This window comes from Thermogemmatispora onikobensis (assembly GCF_001748285.1).
Classification (GTDB): domain Bacteria; phylum Chloroflexota; class Ktedonobacteria; order Ktedonobacterales; family Ktedonobacteraceae; genus Thermogemmatispora; species Thermogemmatispora onikobensis.
In genome coordinates, this window is the sequence record NZ_BDGT01000024.1 from 37122 (window position 1) to 55514 (window position 18393).

18 protein-coding genes are annotated in these 18393 nt (G+C 60.5%); 5 read left to right on the forward strand and 13 right to left on the reverse strand.

The window, feature by feature from the left end; all coding sequences use genetic code 11:
* Positions 1-14 precede the first annotated feature (14 nt).
* The 7 genes from atpA to BGC09_RS11935 all read right to left on the reverse strand — a co-directional run bounded on the left by atpA (position 15) and on the right by BGC09_RS11935 (position 6327).
* Positions 15-1577 (reverse strand): F0F1 ATP synthase subunit alpha, encoded by a 1563-nt coding sequence (atpA, locus tag BGC09_RS11910; protein ID WP_069804212.1) that lies wholly within the window; start codon positions 1575-1577, stop codon positions 15-17.
* A gap of 440 nt (positions 1578-2017) precedes the next feature.
* Positions 2018-2662 carry an ATP synthase F1 subunit delta gene (gene atpH / locus BGC09_RS11915; protein ID WP_069804213.1) on the reverse strand — a complete coding sequence of 215 codons (645 nt, stop codon included), beginning with the start codon at positions 2660-2662 and terminating at the stop codon, positions 2018-2020.
* Positions 2662-3189, reverse strand: a complete 528-nt coding sequence (gene atpF, locus BGC09_RS11920; RefSeq protein ID WP_052887543.1) for a F0F1 ATP synthase subunit B — start codon at positions 3187-3189, stop codon at positions 2662-2664. Before atpF ends, atpH begins: the two co-directional genes overlap by 1 nt.
* Before the next feature lie 308 nt (positions 3190-3497).
* Positions 3498-3713, reverse strand: a complete 216-nt coding sequence (gene atpE, locus BGC09_RS11925) for an ATP synthase F0 subunit C (RefSeq protein ID WP_052887544.1) — start codon at positions 3711-3713, stop codon at positions 3498-3500.
* A 299-nt stretch (positions 3714-4012) separates the two neighbouring features.
* Entirely contained in the window at positions 4013-4951 is a 939-nt protein-coding gene (gene atpB, locus BGC09_RS11930) for a F0F1 ATP synthase subunit A (RefSeq protein ID WP_069804214.1), read from the reverse strand.
* Positions 4952-5010: 59 nt separating this feature from the next.
* Entirely contained in the window at positions 5011-5238 is a 228-nt protein-coding gene (locus BGC09_RS23520) for an AtpZ/AtpI family protein (protein ID WP_084658524.1), read from the reverse strand.
* 405 nt (positions 5239-5643) lie between these two features.
* Entirely contained in the window at positions 5644-6327 is a 684-nt protein-coding gene (locus BGC09_RS11935) for a response regulator transcription factor (RefSeq protein ID WP_084658527.1), read from the reverse strand.
* Between the two features lie 403 nt (positions 6328-6730).
* Here BGC09_RS11935 and BGC09_RS11940 point away from each other — a divergent pair, with 403 nt between their 5' ends.
* The 4 genes from BGC09_RS11940 to BGC09_RS11955 all read left to right on the forward strand — a co-directional run bounded on the left by BGC09_RS11940 (position 6731) and on the right by BGC09_RS11955 (position 11269).
* Positions 6731-7903 (forward strand): glycosyltransferase family 4 protein, encoded by a 1173-nt coding sequence (locus BGC09_RS11940; protein WP_069804215.1) that lies wholly within the window; start codon positions 6731-6733, stop codon positions 7901-7903.
* Positions 7904-8001: 98 nt separating this feature from the next.
* The gene (locus BGC09_RS11945) at positions 8002-8700 is read left to right on the forward strand and encodes a phosphatase PAP2 family protein (RefSeq protein WP_084658530.1); all 699 of its coding nucleotides are present in this window, start codon (positions 8002-8004) and stop codon (positions 8698-8700) included.
* 527 nt (positions 8701-9227) lie between these two features.
* The gene (locus BGC09_RS11950) at positions 9228-10211 is read left to right on the forward strand and encodes a D-2-hydroxyacid dehydrogenase (RefSeq protein WP_084658533.1); all 984 of its coding nucleotides are present in this window, start codon (positions 9228-9230) and stop codon (positions 10209-10211) included.
* 422 nt (positions 10212-10633) lie between these two features.
* Positions 10634-11269, forward strand: coding sequence for a DUF3090 family protein (locus tag BGC09_RS11955; RefSeq protein WP_069804216.1), 636 nt, complete (start codon positions 10634-10636; stop codon positions 11267-11269).
* A 345-nt stretch (positions 11270-11614) separates the two neighbouring features.
* Here the strand turns inward: BGC09_RS11955 and BGC09_RS11965 are convergent, their stop codons facing one another.
* The 5 genes from BGC09_RS11965 to BGC09_RS11985 form a co-directional block, all read right to left on the reverse strand.
* Entirely contained in the window at positions 11615-12019 is a 405-nt protein-coding gene (locus tag BGC09_RS11965; protein ID WP_141727757.1) for a hypothetical protein, read from the reverse strand.
* 2 nt (positions 12020-12021) lie between these two features.
* On the reverse strand, positions 12022-12261 hold the full coding sequence (locus tag BGC09_RS11970) for a hypothetical protein (RefSeq protein ID WP_218104036.1): 240 nt from the start codon (positions 12259-12261) through the stop codon (positions 12022-12024).
* A gap of 508 nt (positions 12262-12769) precedes the next feature.
* Entirely contained in the window at positions 12770-13615 is an 846-nt protein-coding gene (locus BGC09_RS11975) for a DegV family protein (protein WP_069804219.1), read from the reverse strand.
* A gap of 252 nt (positions 13616-13867) precedes the next feature.
* Entirely contained in the window at positions 13868-15565 is a 1698-nt protein-coding gene (locus tag BGC09_RS11980) for a DAK2 domain-containing protein (protein ID WP_069804256.1), read from the reverse strand.
* 120 nt (positions 15566-15685) lie between these two features.
* Positions 15686-16081: an Asp23/Gls24 family envelope stress response protein gene (locus tag BGC09_RS11985; protein ID WP_069804220.1), complete on the reverse strand. Its 396-nt coding sequence runs from the start codon at positions 16079-16081 to the stop codon at positions 15686-15688.
* 628 nt (positions 16082-16709) lie between these two features.
* On the opposite strand from BGC09_RS11985, the gene rpmB reads away from it, so the two are divergent.
* Positions 16710-16901, forward strand: coding sequence for a 50S ribosomal protein L28 (rpmB, locus tag BGC09_RS11990; protein ID WP_069804221.1), 192 nt, complete (start codon positions 16710-16712; stop codon positions 16899-16901).
* A 146-nt stretch (positions 16902-17047) separates the two neighbouring features.
* On the opposite strand, the gene rlmN is transcribed toward rpmB, so the two are convergent.
* Complete coding sequence (gene rlmN / locus BGC09_RS11995) at positions 17048-18232, reverse strand: dual-specificity RNA methyltransferase RlmN (protein ID WP_069804222.1); 1185 nt, start codon at positions 18230-18232, stop codon at positions 17048-17050.
* Positions 18233-18393: the final 161 nt, after the last annotated feature.

The following is an 18393-nucleotide window of genomic DNA, read 5'->3' on the forward strand; positions in this document are numbered from 1 at the left end:
TCTCCGCCTCCTAGCTAGCTAGCTGCTGCTGCTTGAGCCTTCTGCGGCTGCGGTGCGGCGGTCTTCTTGAACTCCTCAATAGCGGCTCGCAGACGTGCCAGCAGATCGTCGGACATATTGTTACGCTGCTTCACCGACTTCTCGATGATCTCCTGACCGATCTCGGGGTGGTTTGCCTCCATATAGCGATGGAAAGCCGCCTCCCACTCCTGGATCAGCTCCAGCGGCACATCGTCGAGGTAGCCCTGTGTAGCGGCATAGATGATCATCACCTGCTTCTCCACCTCAAGCGGCTGGTACTGTTTCTGCTTGAGGATCTCCGTCAGGCGCTGGCCGCGCTCAATGCGGGCGCGTGTTGCCTTATCGAGGTCGGAAGCGAACTGCGCGAAGGCTGCCAGCTCGCGGAACTGAGCCAGATCCAGGCGCAGCGAGCCAGCCACCTGGCGCATAGCGCGTGTCTGAGCGCTACTTCCCACGCGGGAGACCGAGATACCGACGTTGATCGCCGGGCGGATACCGGCGTTGAACAGATCGGTCTCCAGGAAGATCTGGCCGTCGGTGATCGAAATGACGTTGGTCGGAATGTAAGCCGAGATATCGTTAGCCTTCGTCTCAATGATCGGCAGAGCGGTCAAGGAGCCGCCGCCGTAGTCCTCATTCAGGCGAGCCGCGCGCTCCAGCAGGCGCGAATGCAGGTAGAAGACATCACCGGGGTAGGCCTCGCGGCCCGGCGGGCGGCGGATAATCAGCGAAATGTTGCGGTAGGCCTCGGCATGCTTGGTCAAATCATCGTAGACGATCAAAGCATCGCGGCCCGACTCCATAAACTCCTCGCCGATCGCGCAGCCGGCGTAAGGCGCGATATACTTCATCGGAGCCGGATCAGCCGCGCCGGCCACCACCACGATCGTATGCTCCATCGCCCCGTACTTCTCCAGCGTCGCAATCGTGCGCGCCACCGAAGAGTTCTTCTGGCCGATGGCCACATAGATGCAGATCAGATCTTTGCCCTTCTGGTTAATAATCGTATCGATAGCGATGGCCGTCTTACCAGTCTGGCGGTCGCCGATGATCAACTCGCGCTGACCGCGACCGATAGGGATCATCGCGTCGATCGCCTTAATACCGGTCTGCACCGGTGTATTCACCGAGCGGCGCGTAATCACACCGGGAGCCACGCGCTCGATCGGGCGCCGCTTATTGGTAATGATTGGCCCCTTATCGTCGATTGGCTCGCCGAGGGCATTGACCACGCGCCCAATCAGAGCGTCGCCGACGGGGACCGAAATCACCTGACCGGTCGTGCGCACCTCATCGTCCTCGCGCAGCTCAGTATAGTCGCCGAGGATGATGATACCGACCGTTTCCTCCTCCAGGTTGAAGGCCATCCCCTTCAGCCCGGTGCGGGGGAAATCCACCAGCTCCAGATATTTCACATCCTGCAAGCCATAAACGCGGGCGATGCCGTCCTGGACGGCGATCACGGTCCCGACGCTGGCCGTGGCAGGCTGGCTTTGATCGAAGCCAACAATATTGCGTTCGATGATGGCACTGATTTCATCTGCCCACGATGCCATCGTCTTTCCTCCTCAGGTAGTCTCTCCTCGCCATAGAGGCCAGCCGGAACAAGGAGCCGATCCACGCAGACGCCGAATCACAAAGCGAAGCGGCCTGCGTGCACAGGCCAGCCCGGCATAAGCCTGCTGTGCCGGCCTCAGACTAAGAGGACGGCGGGCAACAACAAGGCGGACCAGTAGACAGCAGGGCAGCCGGCCCGTTACGGACGAGAGCGAGCGATGGGCAAAACGCTAAAGTACAGATTCACCAACTGGCGAACGAGAAGCAAACGAGTAAACAAACAGACAAAAGAGCAACGGCCAACAACCAGAGAGTTGAGGAGCCGACGCCTCAACTCGCAGCCAACGGGCCTCACTGCCTGCAGCGCTCCAGTCAGAGTCAGCCGGGCCAGGGCAGGCAGGCAGGCAGACAAGAAGACAAGGCTGATCCGATTCCTGCTCTACTGAGTGCGTGTCGGCTCAGGGCGGTCCCTGGCTGGTGGATCGTTGACCGTCGCCAATTCGGCGGGCAATTCCAGCGAAGCCAGCAGTTCAGAGCTATGGGCGGCAGTCTCCTGCAGCAAGCGCTGCTGAAGGGTAGCCAGCCGATGCTGGACGCTGGCATCGATGACCTCATCGCCGACGCGGGCGATGATCCCTCCCAGAATCTCCGGCTCGACCTTTGTCTGCAGGATAATCTCTTTTCCAGTTCTTCGCTCTAACGCCTGCTTCACACGCTGAAGCGCGGCCTCATCGAGAGGCGCCGCCGTAATCACCTCGGCGATTGCCTGGTTCTTATACCGAAGTACGAGCTGTTCGAGTTCGCGCGCAATATTCGGCATCAACTCGACCAGATTACGCTGGACCACCAGCAATGCGAGATTGAGCGACGTCGGCAGAACCCGCGACGCAAGCGCCTGACGCAGCGCCTGCTCCTTGCGCGCCAGGGGGATTTTCGGCTCGCTCAGCAGATAGGCCATCTTGCGCTGGGCAAACAATTCAGCGATGGAGCGCACTTCGTCGAGAGTGCGATCAATCGTCTGCTGCTGCCGCGCGATAGTGAAGATAGCTTCAGCGTAGCGGCGTGCGATCGCTCCCTTAAGCATTACTGTCCCTTCGTAGCCTGGCTGGCGTTGACGAACTCTTCAACCAGGCGGCGGTTATCACTGCTATCGACGGACTTACTGATCACTTTACCGGCGGCAGCGATTGAGAGGTTGACCACCAGGCGACTCAGGTCGGCACGAGCGCGGGCGGCCTCCTGGCGGATACGCTCAACCTGCTGCTGCTCGATCTGGCGGGCGCGCGCCAGGGCCTCCTCCTCGATGCGACGGGCCTCGCGCTCGGCGGCGCGCTGGGCGTTAGCGATGACCTCCTGGGCCTCGCGACGTGCCTCCGCCAGCAGCTGCTCTGCGCGGGCGGTGGCATTCTTCAGCTCCTCCCGCGCTCGCTCGGCGTTCTCGATGCCCTCGCGGATAATGGCGGCGCGTCTATCAAGCATGCGCTGAACAATGGGCAAAGCCCACTTGCGCAGAAGAATCAACACGATGATGAAGCTAACGAGCTGCGAGAGGAAAGCAAAGGTATTGATACCCAGGCCCTCTAGCGGACTCGCTGCGAGAATCAAAGTCACGCCGACCCCCTCCTTTTTTCTTCAATCAAGGCGTGCGTTTCACGCTCTCCATACATGCGGGTAAGCCAAGGGGAGACCGATCAAAAAAATCCTCGGAACCATCGTATTCCTCGCCCGCTCCCTCGAATGGGGGAACAGCTTGCGAAGTAGTGATAGGCACGATGTGTGTTGGACATACCCGCATTGTCAGGCGCGCTACATGCGTTCGTTCCGGCAGGCGGGACGAGCAGCCCGCGAGGCACTCCGGGCGGAGCCGGGCGCCTGCTTCGGCGGGCCAGCTCGTCTTCTCCTTGCCTGTCCCTACCAGCTTACTTCACGAACTGGAGCAGGATGGCGATGACCAGTGCGTAAATGGCAATGGCCTCGGCGAAGACCAGACCCAGAATCATATTGATACGGATCTGCGGCTCCGCCTCGGGATTGCGCCCGATAGCCGAGGCCGCCTGACCGGCAGCGATTCCGATGCCCAGACCCGGGCCAATAGCCCCCAGACCGATAGCCAAAGCGACAGCTAACTGCGACATAGCTGAATATCCTCCTTTAAGGACAAAGCTTCGTTGGTTCGTTCCTGGTTGTGTGTTCGTTTGTTGATGTCAAGCGGGCAAGTAAAGTACGTATGAATTGAACGGTAACAAGCAATTCAAGAGCGCCTGCCTTGCGGCCTCGCTCGGCCAGGCCAGGCAAGCGGCGCCCCTCGCTCAGCCTGCGCTGCACCCGCACTGGAGTGAACCCGCGGCACTCGGAGCAATCAGGCGGGCGCGTTCACAAGAGAACCTCCCCGACCAGGCGGCTGAGGAGGCTCGCAGACGGCGAGGTGCAGGCACTACGCGGCGGCCTTCTCCCCTTGTAGTACCTTCTGCTCCTCTTCGACAAGATGCTCCTCGTGAGCCTCGTGACTGGTGGTGCCGATCTCCATGAAGACCAGCGTCAGCAGGGAGAAGATCAGGGCCTGCATCACCGCGACGAAGATCTCAAAGGGAATGAAGATGATCGCGGCGACGAATGGCAGGATGAAGGCAAACGCAGCCAGCACAAGGCTACCAGCGAAGATGTTGCCAAAGAGACGGAAGGAGAAGGAAATGATACGCGCGGCTTCGGAGATGATCTCCAGCAGCCCGACAACAACATCGATAAGGCCCATTGGGCCTTTGCGTAGTGCTCGGAAATTGAAGTACTTTGACAGGTGCTCTTTGGCACCCAGATGGTAGAAGCCGAAGAACTGGGTTGCCCCCACCGAAAGCAGGGCCATTGCCACCGTCAGGTTAAGATCGGTGGTCGGCGGACGGAACCAGGGGATAATCAGGTTCGAAATGTTGCCAAAGAGGAAATGAATCGGCCCCAACGAGAGCGGCTGACACGAAGGCAGGAAGCCCAGGACCGGCGCGCAGTTGCCTCCCACATGGGCGACCTCCTCTCCTTTGAGCGTGCCAATGGTGTCAACACCCGGCAGCACGTCCATCAGGTTGGCGACCAGAATGAAGATGAAGAAGGAGGCGACCCACGGGAAGAAACGCGCCGCTTTCTCCTTCCGCGAGCCAACCACACCGTTGACCAGATTCACCACAAATTCGACGATCCACTCCACGAAGTTTTGAAAACCCGAGGGGATCAGCGAAGCGTTGCGTGTGCCAAAGTAGAAAAAGGCAACCAGAGCAAGAATGGTAATCCAGGTGCATAATAGCGTATTGGTTATCGGAAAGATACCGCCTGGATTCCATATGACCTCTGGTGCCAGGGATACCTCAGGAAATTTCCAGAGCACTCAATATCCTCCATCCGAATCGTGCTCTGCGTGGCCCGGTCTGTCAACGTCGACGCCGTCTATCTCATGCTTGAGAAGAAGGTTTTAAATAAACGGTACGCGCCGTATATTCCCGTAATCAGGCCAAGCAGCAGCCCGAGAAGTATACACAACGGTGCGGTACGCAACACGCCATCCAGGTAGTGACCGAGAATGGCTCCTGCAGCAATGGGGACTGCAATCGTGAACCCCAATCCTCCCACTGGCCCCACGATTTCCCACAGGGTGGGGGGAGGCTTCTTACTCATCCTTTTGTTGTCCCGCTTGTCTCACGATTATATCATACCGTGAGGATTATAGCATAAGGCTGACTGTCTGTGCAACGCAATGACAGCATCCCTCAAGCGCCTTCGCTCCCGGCTCGCTTCCTGTCGCAAGCCGCTCTCTCGCCTTCAGAGAGCAGGCAGCCGACAAGCCGGGCCGCCTCTTCAATTGCGTATTTCTACGGATAGCCCTGCTCAGGTCCCAGCGGCCCGGCTGCCGGGGGCCAGGGCTGCTCTGCTCTCCCCGCTCCTTGCTCTGCAGGGCCGTGTCTATTATTTATGCACTCCGGTGGTAAGTGGCCCTCTCTTGCTGGCCTGCCGGAAGAGGCTGGTCGGCAGAGCTGTGTAGCGCGGCGCGGCCCTATGCGGATCAGATCAGATCAGATCAGATCAGATGAGCTTGCGCTCGCGGGCCTTGCTCGCGGCCTGGGTACGGTTAGTCACCTGCAGCTTGCTCAAGATGTTGGAAACGTGGTTTTTGACGGTACCCTCGGCCAGACAGAGTTGTTGGGCGATCTCGCGATTGCTGGCTCCCTGGGCCAGTAATCGCAGGACTTCTCGCTCGCGGGTGCTCAGCTCCTCTCTCACGCCTTCGCTGCTCTGGAGCTGGCTCTGGCTCCCTTTTTCTCGCCGGCCAAACTCGATGAGCAGCTTGCTGGCGATACTCGGTTGAATGAACGGCTCCCCCTGAGCAACCCGGCGGATGGTGGCCGCCAGCTCTTCGGCGGGCAGGTCCTTGAGCACGTAGCCCGCCGCCCCGGCTTTGATGGACTCGAAGACGTAGTCGTCGTAGTCGAAGGTGGTCAGGATGATGATCTTTGCCTCCGGGTAGGCGCTCAAGATAGCGGCGGTTGCTTCAACCCCGCTCATGAGGGGCATCTGGATATCCATCAAGACAATGTCTGGTCCCTGACCGGCCTGTCGCAGCTCTCGGTAGCGCCTGACCGCCTCCTCGCCGTTCGCGGCCTCGCCCACAACCTCCATGCCTGGTTCCAGATCGAGAATGGTGCGCAGGCCCTGGCGCATCAGCGTCTGGTCCTCGCAGAGGAGCAGCCGGATAACTGGTGTCGACAATGCTGACCTCCCTCTTCTGTCTAGCTGGCGGCTGGCGGGGCGCTGGTGGTCGCTGCTTTTCGCTCTGATCCTTTCCACTTCCTCTCCCCTCCCTCTTCCCGGGCTGCGGCTGCGACCCCTTCCCTCTATAGGATATTCTATCTCTTCTGCTGAGAGATGAACAGTGACATCTCTGTCGCGCGCACAAATTTTGTCGAGGCTTAACGGGTTCTTTGAGGGAATTTTACAGAGCTATAACGCTGCTGGCTGAAGATTCTCTTGAGGGGTGCTGTGGGGGGGCTGAGGGAGGGAGGGAGGGCTGGCCAGGGTCAGGGCTGATGGTTGCTCTGGTCTGCCCGCTGTGGTGAGGCGCGGGGGGAAAGAGACGAGGACGGTGTAGAGCAGGAGACAAAGGAGGACTGCGATGCGGGTCGCGATTATTACTGAGAATTTCTTGCCCAAGCTGGATGGGGTGACGCGCACGCTGGCGCGACTCCTCTCTCATCTGGAGAGCAGCGGCCACCGGGCGCTCTTGTTAGGCCCGCGCTGTGGAATGCGTGAGTATGCCGGGGCGGAGATTGTGACGACGCCTGGCCTGCCGTTGCCTTTCTACCCAGAACTCAAGTTCAACTTTTTCCGTCCTCTCTTTGTGAAGAAGCTCCAGGAGTTCCAGCCTGATGTCATCCATGTTGTCGATCCCGTCGTGCTGGGTGCCGTGGGGGTGGCCGTGGCCAGGCTGCTGCGGCGCCCCCTTGTCTCTTCCTACCATACCAATCTCGCCGCCTATTGTCGTCATTTTGGCTTTCCCTGGGCAACAGGCCCTATGTGGCGCTACAATCGCTTTCTGCACAATCACTGCTCTCTGACCTTCTGCCCGTCTCCTTCGACAGCCAGGGCGTTGCGCTGTCAGGGCTTTCAGCGTGTGCGGCTCTGGCCCCGCGGTGTGGACAGCACGCTCTTTCGACCTGAGCGTCGCCGCTCTGCCCTGCGTGCTGCCTGGCTGGGTACTACTGAGGAGAAGGCAGACGAGCGCTGTGTCTTGCTCTATGTAGGGCGCATCTCCCGAGAGAAGAATCTCCTGTTGTTGGCTAACGCTTATCGTCAGCTGGATCATCGTCACTGCCATCTGGTGGTGGTTGGTGGGGGGCCGGCCATGACGGAGCTGCGCCAGGCTCTGGCCGGGCTGCCGGTCACGTTTACCGGCTATCTCACTGGCGAGGCCCTGGCGGAGGCCTATGCTTCTGCCGATGTCTTTGCCTTCCCGTCGGCCACCGAGACCTTTGGCCAGGTGGTCCTTGAAGCGATGGCCTCCGGCCTGCCAGTGGTCGCGCTGCAGGCCGAAGGGGTCTGCGATCTGGTGATCCCGCAGGAACAGGGTCTGTTGCTGGACCCCACTGGTCTTAGCCCGGAGGCCCAGGCCGCCGCCTATCGGCATTTGCTCGCTCGTCTGATCTACGAGCGAGCAACACGGGAGCGTATGCGCTCCGCAGCGCTCGCTCAGGCTGCCAGATATAGCTGGTATGAGGCGATGGAGTCGCTGCTGCGTGGCTATGAGGAAGTGATTCGGCAGAGAGAGCAGACGCTGCTGGCGGCTTGATGGGTTCACCTGCCGAGTGGTGGGCATCCCTGAACCTGGATGGAGCGCTGCCGGCCTGTGTAGGACGCGGCATGAAGTTATAGGAAGAAAGACGCCCGATGTCCAGATTGTTCCCAGAAACTGCCCTCGATAGGGCTGGCGGGCGCCAGGCTCTCGCTCAGCAAGACTCCCAGGCGTTCGCTGATCCTCAAGCACTGAGGCGTGAGCCTTCAGCACGTGTTTTGCGCCTCGCGCGCGGCATTTCATTGTTGTGTTCACCGGCTGCTGTCTCGGTGCCGTTTGTTCTGCTGGTGGCCCTCTATCGCTCCTCTTCGCTCTGGCCCTCGCTCGGCTTCGCGCTCCTAACGCTCGGCTTTGTCTGTGCTGGCCCCCTGTTCTATGTGCTTCTGGCTATGCGCCTGGGGCTGGTGAGCGATCTTGACCTCACGCGCCGCCACGAGCGCTGGCATCCTTTCCTCGTCAGTCTGCTCTCCTATGGCCTGGGATTGCTCTTGCTCCTCCTGCTGCATGCGCCGCGGAGCCTGGAGCTGGCGCTTAGCCTGACCTTGCTGGTGGGGGGGCTCCTCCTGCTGATTACCCTCTGGTGGAAGATCAGCATCCATGCGGCAACGCTAGCCGGAGCGGCCACGGTCTTGACTGTCCTCTATGGCCTGGTTTTCCTGCCATCCTTCCTTCTGCTGGTGCTTGTCTGCTGGTCGCGGGTGGCTTTAGGGCGCCATACCCCTGCTCAGGTAATCAGCGGGGCCCTGCTCAGCATGGGTCTGGCTCTGGGCCTGCTCCTCCTGGTGGGCCTCTAAGCCTGTGCCTTCTTCCTCCCTTCTCGGTCCAGTGCCAAAAGCGGACCGACTTGCAGGCAGTGAAAGGCCAGAGCAACGGCAAAGGCAGCCCCGGCCTTTCACTGCCTGCTCAGAACCTGGCACGGTGTAGGGGCAGCCGCGTCCTTCTCTCTTGACTTTCCATGCTCTTGCTTTCTATACTGCTCCAGAACAATTCCCTGAGTCTGCATAACTATTGTATGTGTGTTTCTTGCTGACTGCGATGAAAGGCTATTTGCTGCAGAAGCTTGTCTCGCTGCTAAGGTTGAGCAAGCAAACAAGCTCTTTTTGCCCTGGTGCTGGCCTCCACCTCACTGGTAGGTGGGGTGGGGCGGGGGCCTTGGGGGCTTTGCCAGAGGCAAGGACCGCCCAAGCAACGGCTTGCCAGAAAGCAGCCAATTCGGATAGACTGAGGGAAGAGACGCGGTGACGCTCAGCGAGCCTGTTTTCACTCTGCCGTTATACTATCTCGGCAAATGCTCGTCTGATCAGGTAAGGAGAGTCTGGCAGTGAGTCAACATCAGAGTCTGAAAGTGCTCTGTACCTTCCCCTTCGATGAAGAAGCGCTGGGGAAGATTCGCGAGGCGGCCCAGGGCGAAGTTGTGCTGGCCACACAGGACGAGGAGCTGGCGGCGCAGGCGGGGGATGTCGAGGTCATCTGTGGCTTCTGGTTACCCAAGAACATCCGTCAGCTTGCCCCGCGTCTGCGTTGGCTCCAGTTCGCTGGCGCGGGCGTTGATGGCCTGCGTGACACGGGTCTGCTTGATTCTGCCAGTGGAGTGATGGTAACCACTGCCACTGGAATCCATGCCTCAACTATTGGGGAGTATGTCTTTGGCAGCATGATCATGTTCAATCGTTCCTGGCCCGAGCTGGTACGTCTGCAGGATCGCCGTATTTGGGGCAACACCGCCTGGTATCATCTGCGCACGCTAGAACTCTATGGGCAGACGCTGGGAATCATTGGCGTGGGCCACATTGGGCGCTACGTTGCGCGCCTGGGACGGGCTTTCGGCATGCGCGTCTTGGGAGTGAGGCGCTCGGCCAGGGGTGGCGAGCAGGACCAGGATGTCGAGCGCTATTATACGTTCAGCCAGTTGCGTGAGATGCTGCCGCTGTGTGACTATGTTGTGATTGCGACGCCGCTCACCCCTGAGACGGAGCGCTTGATCGGCGAGCCGGAGCTACGTGCTATGCGCCGAACCGCTTATCTGGTCAATGTCGCTCGTGGGCGAGTCATCGACGAACAGGCCCTGATTCGCGCCCTGAGCGAGGGCTGGATTGCCGGGGCAGGTCTCGATGTAACTGAAGTGGAGCCGCTTCCCCAGGACAGCCCGCTCTACTCGCTACCCAATGTCATTCTAACGCCCCATATTTCGGGTGAAAGCATTCACTATGGTGCCCGGCTGGCCTCGCTCTTTGCCGATAACCTCCAACGTTATCGCCGTGGCGAGCCGCTACGCAATCGCTATGATCCAGAGCGCGGTTACTGATCTCGCCCAACCCGACCGGGCCATAGAGACCTGTCCGGCGGTCGAGAGGCGCGGGCAAAGTCGACGAGGCGGGCCAGTGAAGCACACAATGGCTGTCTAAGGTGAGGGCTCTCTGCGGGTCTCCGGGGAAGGGCAGGCATCTGCCGGCTGCGCCTTATGCTAAGGGCTAGCTGAAACGACTTGCCCTGGCTCTGGCGGTGTCTAGATCCATGCGTGATCTAGGGGAGCTCTCCATCCTGAGCTTTCTGGCAGACGGCATGTACAATTGCTGAAAGAGGGCCGGATGATCCTGACTGTCTGTTGTCTGTCCGACTCCGAACAGCCAGGGAGGGACGGAGGTACGGCTGACACTGCAGCGACAGGTGAATCGATTATCAGAAGGGAGCAAGACACTCTTCACGTAGGGGCAAAGAGGAGGTCCGATGAGCAGAGATTTAGGTCTGGTGGAACTACTGGGCGCGGATGCCGTTGGCCCACCGGGGCAGCGTCGCTTTCGTCTGTTTGCGCGCAGCGAAAGTGGCTCTGCTATGATGTGGATGGAAAAGATGCAGCTTAACGAGCTGGGGCTGGCCATTGATCGCCTGCTGACCCAAGTGACGCAAGGTAAGGTCCTGCATGTTGAGGCACAAGCCCGGCAGGAAGGTGCGGAAGAAGAAGCGGCACCACCGGGTATACCTGCTGATTTCCCGCTGATCCCCGACGAGGAGTTTCAGGTAGCGCAGTTGAAGCTCAGCTACGACTTCCGTCGAGAGCTGATCATTCTCATGGCAGTTCCCCTGGAGATCATCATGGAGGCAGATCAGGAGCCGCACGGGCGCGTCCGCGAGGATCGAGCGGTCACTTTTTCTTTCACTCATGCTCAGGCAGAGGCCCTGACCAAGATGATCACGCGCGTCGTCTCCGCGGGGCGTCCCGTTTGTCCTTTCTGCCATATGCCCCTGGATGGGGGGCCACACATGTGCGAGAAGCAGAACGGGCATCGTCAGATTATCCAATTGTTGGAAGAAGAAGATGATGACGATGATGGTGAAGACGAAGAAGAAGAAGAGGGCGACTAGCGCATGCTAGCTCAGTTGCGGCGGCGGAGGGGGAGGCCTATGCTTGCCAGGAGTAAAGAGGGTGCACGCGCTAGCGAGCAAGCAATTATCCTGGCAAGCTGGCCAGGGGCGATAGCTGGGCGACACCAAGAGGCGAAAGCGAGCGGTCTTTCTAGCGACGATGGGCTGAGCAGAGGGCAAAAGCAGACCGGGAGCCCGTCCGCCCTCTTCCTCAGCCTGGTCTGGTGGGAGAGGCTTCGCCGGGCGCCGGGTCCAGGTCCGCAAGCGAGCAAGCGCTGGGTGGCTATTGCGAGGGGCTGGTGGAGGGACGAGTAGGCCCATCCGGTGCCATCGCCGATCGAGCGATCAATCGGTACAGAGATACTTATTAGCCTTTTGCAAATACAGCTCCTCGTTCCCCTCGATCATCAGCTTATGGAGCACAACGATGTCGGCGTCCGGCAGATTTTCCACCGGCTGAAGGCAGAGGCGCATTGTCGCGCGGCCATTTTCGATGACCTGGACGAAGCCTTTACCGCGGGGTACGCGATAGATGCGCTGGGGGGCAGTAGGGCTAGGCACCTCCAGATAGCCATGCCAGAGGAGCTGGCGGAACTGCTCGGGCGTCAGGATATCGCGCAGCAGATCGGAGGCCCGTCGCTCGGCCCGCGACCAGCCCCGTAAATATGGCTGAGTGATCAGCCAGACAACGGCTCCCATCGCAGTGGCGATGATCACCCAGTCCAGGATGGTCAGAATCTCAGAGATCAAGCTCATCCACCGACAACGCGCGGAACCATGATGATCTGCTCGGCGGTCGCGTCAAACTGATCGATGCGCTGAGCAGGCTTCCCGGGCTCGACACGAAAAGCAGTGGCTCCCCTGGCGCGCTCCTGGGCGAAAATGCGCTCAGCTTCTCGCACGGCGGCCAGTGCTTCGGGGTCACCTGCTAACACCTTCTGCTCATCCCAGGCGACACGATCATCACCGCGCCGTGACATCACCCGTAGCATTCCCACGGTTGTTCCTCCTTCGTCGCTTGCACCATCGGCGATGGTGGCTGACTAACGAATCTTCCAGTGAGTGAACGCATGATCTTCTGGCTACAAGCTCTCGCGCAGGTTCCACGGCTACTCTGCATGCGTTGGCCCTGTGCCGCCTTGCCTGCTTGCCTGCCTGTTGACCTGTCGTCGAGCCAGGCGAGCAAGGAGCCTGAAGTCTCGCGGCTCAGAGAGCGGTTGGAGGCACGCACATAGAGCGAGCCCTGCAGTGCCTGCAGCACAGCCCTTTCTGGCGTGGGTAAGCGCTCTACTACCTACTATTGTACCGACGAAGATGCAAGTCGTCAATGGTTATCTCATAATGTATCAGCTTTATTGCCTGAGATGACCTCATGCCGTCCGACCGTGCCCGCCGAGCGGGCCAAGGACCTGCCCGGGCCTGCTTGTCTGGCTGGCTAGCTAGCTGGCTGACTGGCTGGCTGCCTGCCCGCCCGACGGGTCTGGGGGGAGGAGTTCGGGTTTACTGTGCGCTCATAAAGATAATACCGACGGTGCCGGGTCCTGTGTGGGTACCGAGGACGGCGCCCAGCTTATAGCGTGGAATTGGCTGAGGGTAGACTGTCTTCATGGCTGCGGCGAGCTGCTCGCCCAATTCGTCGCTTGATTCCACGATGACCACCTCTTCCACCGGGCTGGCTTCCTGGAAGAGCTGAGCCACCCGCTCATAGGCTTTGGCGCGTGTGCGTGGGCGTTCGACCGGCACCACCTCGCCGGCCTGAATGCCGATAATCGGCTTGAAGCTCAGCATCGTGCCCAGGAAGGCGCTGGCGCGTCCGATGCGTCCCCCGCGGCGCAGATGCTCCAGGCTATCCAGCACGCCCAGGATGCGTGTGCGGCGCAAGCGACTGATCAGGCGTTCTTTAATGGAAGCCAGATCGTCGCCGCGCTGGGCCTCTTCGGCGGCGTGCATGACCGACATCCCGATCCCCAGGCTGATGCTCTCGGAATCCACGACCTCGATAGGGATGTGTTGCAGCTCCGCCGGCAAGGCCGCCCGAGCGGCGCAGGCCGACTGGTAGGTTCCGCTGAATTTGGCTGACAGATGGACCGAGAGAATGGCCTCGGCGCCTTCTTCGATCAAGCGCTGGTAGACGGCGAGGAAGTCGGCGGGTGTTGGCTGTGAGGTACGGGGAAAATCCTTACTCTCCGCCAGCTTTTTGAAAAAGCCCTCTGTATCCAGATTGACCCCGTCCAGATACTCTTCATTGCCAAAAATAACCTTGAGGGGAACAACGCTGATTCCCAGGGCCGCGGCCCGTTCTTTAGGCAGATCCGCCGTGCTATCGGTGACGATGCGGACGGCCATGAGGCACCTCCTGAACGCGAGAGAATTGTCTGCGCATGCGCGTCAGCGCACATGGCAGCTTGCAAGAAGCGTGGGTACGTTTATCGCTAGAGTAGCGGGAAGAGCACCGGGACGAGACCAGCCCTCTCGGCCTTGATCCTGTCTGGTTGTCTCTCTCTGGGTTCTGCGCGGTCCGGTCTGGCTTACGGTTCCGGCCAGGCTAGCTAGCTGCCGGGCATGCGCTCTGAACGGCTATCGCTGTCTCTGATCTTTTCATTCAACTGAGAAAATATAAGTGTAGTAGGGTTGGCCACCATCCACCACCTCTACCTCCAGGTGGGAATAGGTCTGCTTGATGCGGGCCGCGGTCTCCTGAGCGTGGGTCTCGCTGGTCCCCTCACCGTAGTAGATGGTGAGCAGCTCGTAGCGCTCGACGTGCATGCGCTGGAGCAGGTCGTTGATAACGCCGTCCAGACTGCTGCCAGCCACCGCCAGGTTGCCATTGATCAGGCCGATGATGTCGCCCTCTCGCACGCGCAGGCCATCGATCTGGACGGCGCGCACAGCCGTGGTGATCTCGGCGGTCTGGATGCGTCGGGCGGCGGCGCTCATGCTTTGGACGTTGGTAGCCAGGTCGGCGCTGTAGTTGAAGCCCATCAGGGCGGCAATCCCTTGGGGCAAGGTCTCGGTTGGAATGACCTCCACCCGTTTGCTGGTCAGGCGTGGAATCTGCTGCGCGCTGAGGATCACGTTGCTGTTGTTGGGCAGGATAATGACCTGCTCGGCTTCAACGGAGTTGACTGCCGCCAGCAGCTCTTCAATGCTGGGGTTCATGGTCTGTCCACCGGGCACGAGAGCGCTGACGCCCAGGCCGCGATAGACCTTCTCGAAGCCGGGACCTGAGACGACGGCGACTGTGGCGATCGGAGTGGTGGGGGCCGAAGCCTTGTCATCTGCGGGGGTGTCCTGGCCCCAACCTTCTGCTCGTGCATGTTCGGCGCGACTCTCTGCCGCGTAAGCCAGGCTCTGCTCCTGAAGGTTCTCGATATTGATGTCCAGGAGACTACCCAGGCTCACGCCGTAGTCCAGGATTTTGCCAGGCCACTGGGTATGGGTATGGACCTTGAGCAGCTTTTCATCGCCGGCCACGACTGTTGAAACGCCGCCCATGTCGATGATTGTCTGGCGAATGCGCTCGACGTCGAGGTTCTCGCCACGCAGCAGGAAGACCACCTCGTAGCCGTATTCTTCCTCCTCGACATTGACGCGCCCGCGTCGAGGAGTGGCCTCGGCGGGCGCTGCCGCTGAGGAGAAGGGACGCGCCTCTCGCCCCTCGCCGCGTAGGGCGTGCCAGATCCCTTCAAGAATCACGCACAGCCCCTGGCCGCCGGCATCGACTACTCCCGCCTGCTTGAGGATGGGTAGCAGCTCGGGCGTGCGGGCGACCGATTGCCGCGCCGCAGTCACCACCTCGTGCATCAGGGTCACCAGGTCGTCGCCGCGCTGCGCACTGGCCAGGGCTGCCTCGGCGCAGTCGCGGACCACCGTCAGGATCGTCCCCTCGACCGGTTTGATGACGGCGCGCGAGGCCAGCCGAGAGGCTTCCATCAAAGCGTTGGCCAGGTCTAGCGAGGTAAAGGTCTGCTTTTTCTCCAGTCCCTGGGCCAGGCCACGGAGCACCTGCGACAGAATCACCCCCGAGTTGCCGCGCGCACCCAACAGGGCGTCATGAGCGATGCGTGCCGCGATCACCCCCGCCGCCTTCTCCTGGCTATCGATGATTCCCCGGATGGCGGCCTGCATGGTGGCGGACATGTTCGAGCCAGTGTCTCCATCCGGGACGGGGAAGACGTTGAGGGCGTTAATGCTCTCGCGTCGCTCCTCCAGCCAGGTGGCCCCCGCAATGATGGCCTTCTTCAGGTCCTGGCCGTCCAGCACACTGATCCGCCGCGGGCGGCTAAACCGCTGCATCTGCTGCTTGCCTTGCGCATCTTGCGCGTGTAGAGCACCTGGTGCCTGTTCCTGCATAGATCGCTTACCTTATGTGGTGGTGGTGGTGGTAATGAGGTCGGTGGTGCCCACACCTTGTCGTTAGTGCTCGCGCCGTGTAGTAGGGCTGTGTTCCAGCCCCTGGATATTGACGTTCACCTGCTGCACGGGTACTCCGAGCATCTTTTCAACCGAGAATTTAACGCTGCTCATGATATTATGGGCGATCTCAGACATGCGCAGCCCGTATTCCAGCACGACGTAGACCTCGATGATCAGGCGTCCGCTGGCGATGCGCACCTGGATGCCCTCGCCGCTGCGTTCGGGGGGAAGAAGGATGGCCTCCCCATTGCGCAGGCGGGGCGCGGCGATGCCGACAACACCGTAGCTTTCGCTGACGGCGCGGGCCGCGATGGTGTGAATCGCGTGAGGAAGGACCTCGATCCTGCCCAGCGGGCGCGTTCCGTGCTGCGGTTGAATCGTAGATGGCTTCGGCATACCCATGTCTTCTCTGTGCTTTCTCTGCTTTGCTGGTTTGCTGGTCTTCTTTCTGGCCTATGCACTTGCCAAAGCGAGGGCGATCTGCTATACTCGCAGAGCGTACTCAACGCTTACTAACGCTTTGCTCTCGACTTACTGGAGTGCAAGGCCCGCGTTCTGTTGCAGTATATCAAAGGCCCCCGTCAGAATCAAGGGCGCCGTCGTCTGCCCTGTAGGGTGGGGCAGGGTCGTGGTCCCCGTGGGGCGCTGTGTTTTTCTATAGTAGGATGCGTAGAGCAGGCGCCTGCCCTGGCAGCGGCAAGCCAGGGAAAGGAAAGGCCAGGCGCTGGGAGTTGTTGAGACCAGTTCAGGTCTACCAGCGGGTTGAGGGATTGTGGCAGGGTCCTGGCACCTGGCTGGATACCTCTTATCCTGATCAAGCGGCCTCCGGGCGGTAGTCCCCTGACGCGGCTCGGCGAAAGCCGTGGCCCCTCTGCCTGTACTGTCGGGTGAGCATGGGCTGGGGCCTGTCGTTCCCTCCTACTTCAAACGGCAACGGCGGAACATAGGCAGACAGGTGTCAGGATGAGCGCCTGGACGGCTTGAACTTGAAAGATGAGAAGAGAAAAGAGGAAGGGAGATTGCTATGGCTGGTCGTTGTGACCTCTGTCAGCGTAAGCCGATGTATGGCAATAAGGTGTCGCACTCGCAGCGTCATACACGGCGGCGCTTCGTGGTGAATGTGCAGCGTCGTCATCTGGAGATCAACGGGGTGCGGCGCACGGTGCATGTCTGTACGCGCTGTCTGCGTACGATGCTCAAGCTCCCCAAAGCATAGCGTTGGCCGGAGGCAGGTAAGAGCGCCGCTCGCACGGCGTTCCCTCCCCGGCCTGCCCGGCTGCCCTCTGCCGCGCGTTCGTCCGTCCTGTTATTGCTGTTCCTTCTCCCTGCTACGTCTTTTCTTTTTTTTGGGGCACGCTGAGGTCACTGGGGGCGAACCGGCTCAGGTCGGCGGCTGAAAGCCGCTGCCAGCCGCTGCTGGGTCACGAAGCGGGTGCGCAGTTGCCCGCAAGCAGCATCGATGTCGTCGCCCCGCTCGGCCCGGACGCTGTTGCTGACGCCGTGCTCGAAGAGGATCTCGCGGAAACGACGGATGGCTTCCGGCCCGGGCGGACGGTAGCCTGCCGCTGTCTTGTTGACTGGAATGCAGTTGACGTGCGCATACTGCTTGAGTGGAGACAACAGCTCGCCAAGCTGATGGGCACAAGCAGGACTATCGTTGACACCGGCCAGCAGGACATACTCGAACGTGATCTGCCTTCGCGTGGCGGCAATGTAGTCCTGACAGGCCGCCAGCACCTCGGCCAGCGGATATTTGCGGTTGACCGGCATCGTTTGCGCGCGCAGCTCGTCGTTGGGCGCATGCAGCGAGATGGCCAGGTTGACCTGCAGCCCCTCTTGACTAAGGCGCCGGATGCCGTGGGGCAGCCCTACGGTGGAGATGGTCATGTGCCGCGCGCCCAGGTTGAAGCCCTCGGCGCTGTTCAGGATGCGCAAGGCGTGGAGCACGTTGTCATAGTTATGCAGTGGCTCGCCCATGCCCATAAAGACCAGATTGGTGATGTGGTCGATAGGCTGGCTGCCGGGCAGGCCGCGAGCACGCCAGGGGGCCGCCCGCAATTCGCGCGCGAAGTGCAGAACCTGGGCCACGATTTCCCCTGCACTCAAGTGCCGCTCAAATCCCATCTGGCCCGTAGCACAGAAGGTGCAGCCAAAAGCACAACCCGCCTGGCTGGAGACGCAGACGGTGGCGCGCGCGCTGCTCCCTCCCAGGGGTGGGTAAAGCATCAGCACCGATTCGATGAGGCGGCCATCGGCCAGCTCCAGCAGGATCTTGCGCGTGCGGTCATCCTTGGAGCGCTGCTCGCTGCGAACGATGACCTGGCCAATGGTGGCTTCGCGCGCCAGACGCTGCCGGAGGCGCAGAGGCAGGTCGCTCATAGCCTCGAAGTCCGTGACCAGGTGCTTGTAGATCCAGTTGTAGACCTGCCTGGCGCGATATGGCGGCTCCCCCAGTTCCTTGAACCAGACTTCAAGCTGCGTGAGGGTCAGCCCGAACAGGTCTTGCTGAGGAGCGCTTGTCTCTGTTGTTTTCCCCCTGATGCTCATGCCTTCATTATAGCATGTTGGTCTGCCCCAGGCCAAGCCGCTAAGCCGCTGCCCCCCTGCTTGCCTTCCAGCCTCTTGCTTCCCAGGCTTCCGGCATCTTGGCTGTGACAGTGAGCCTGGAGCCTCGTTTGATTATATATCAGGAGGTTCAACTTTCTATT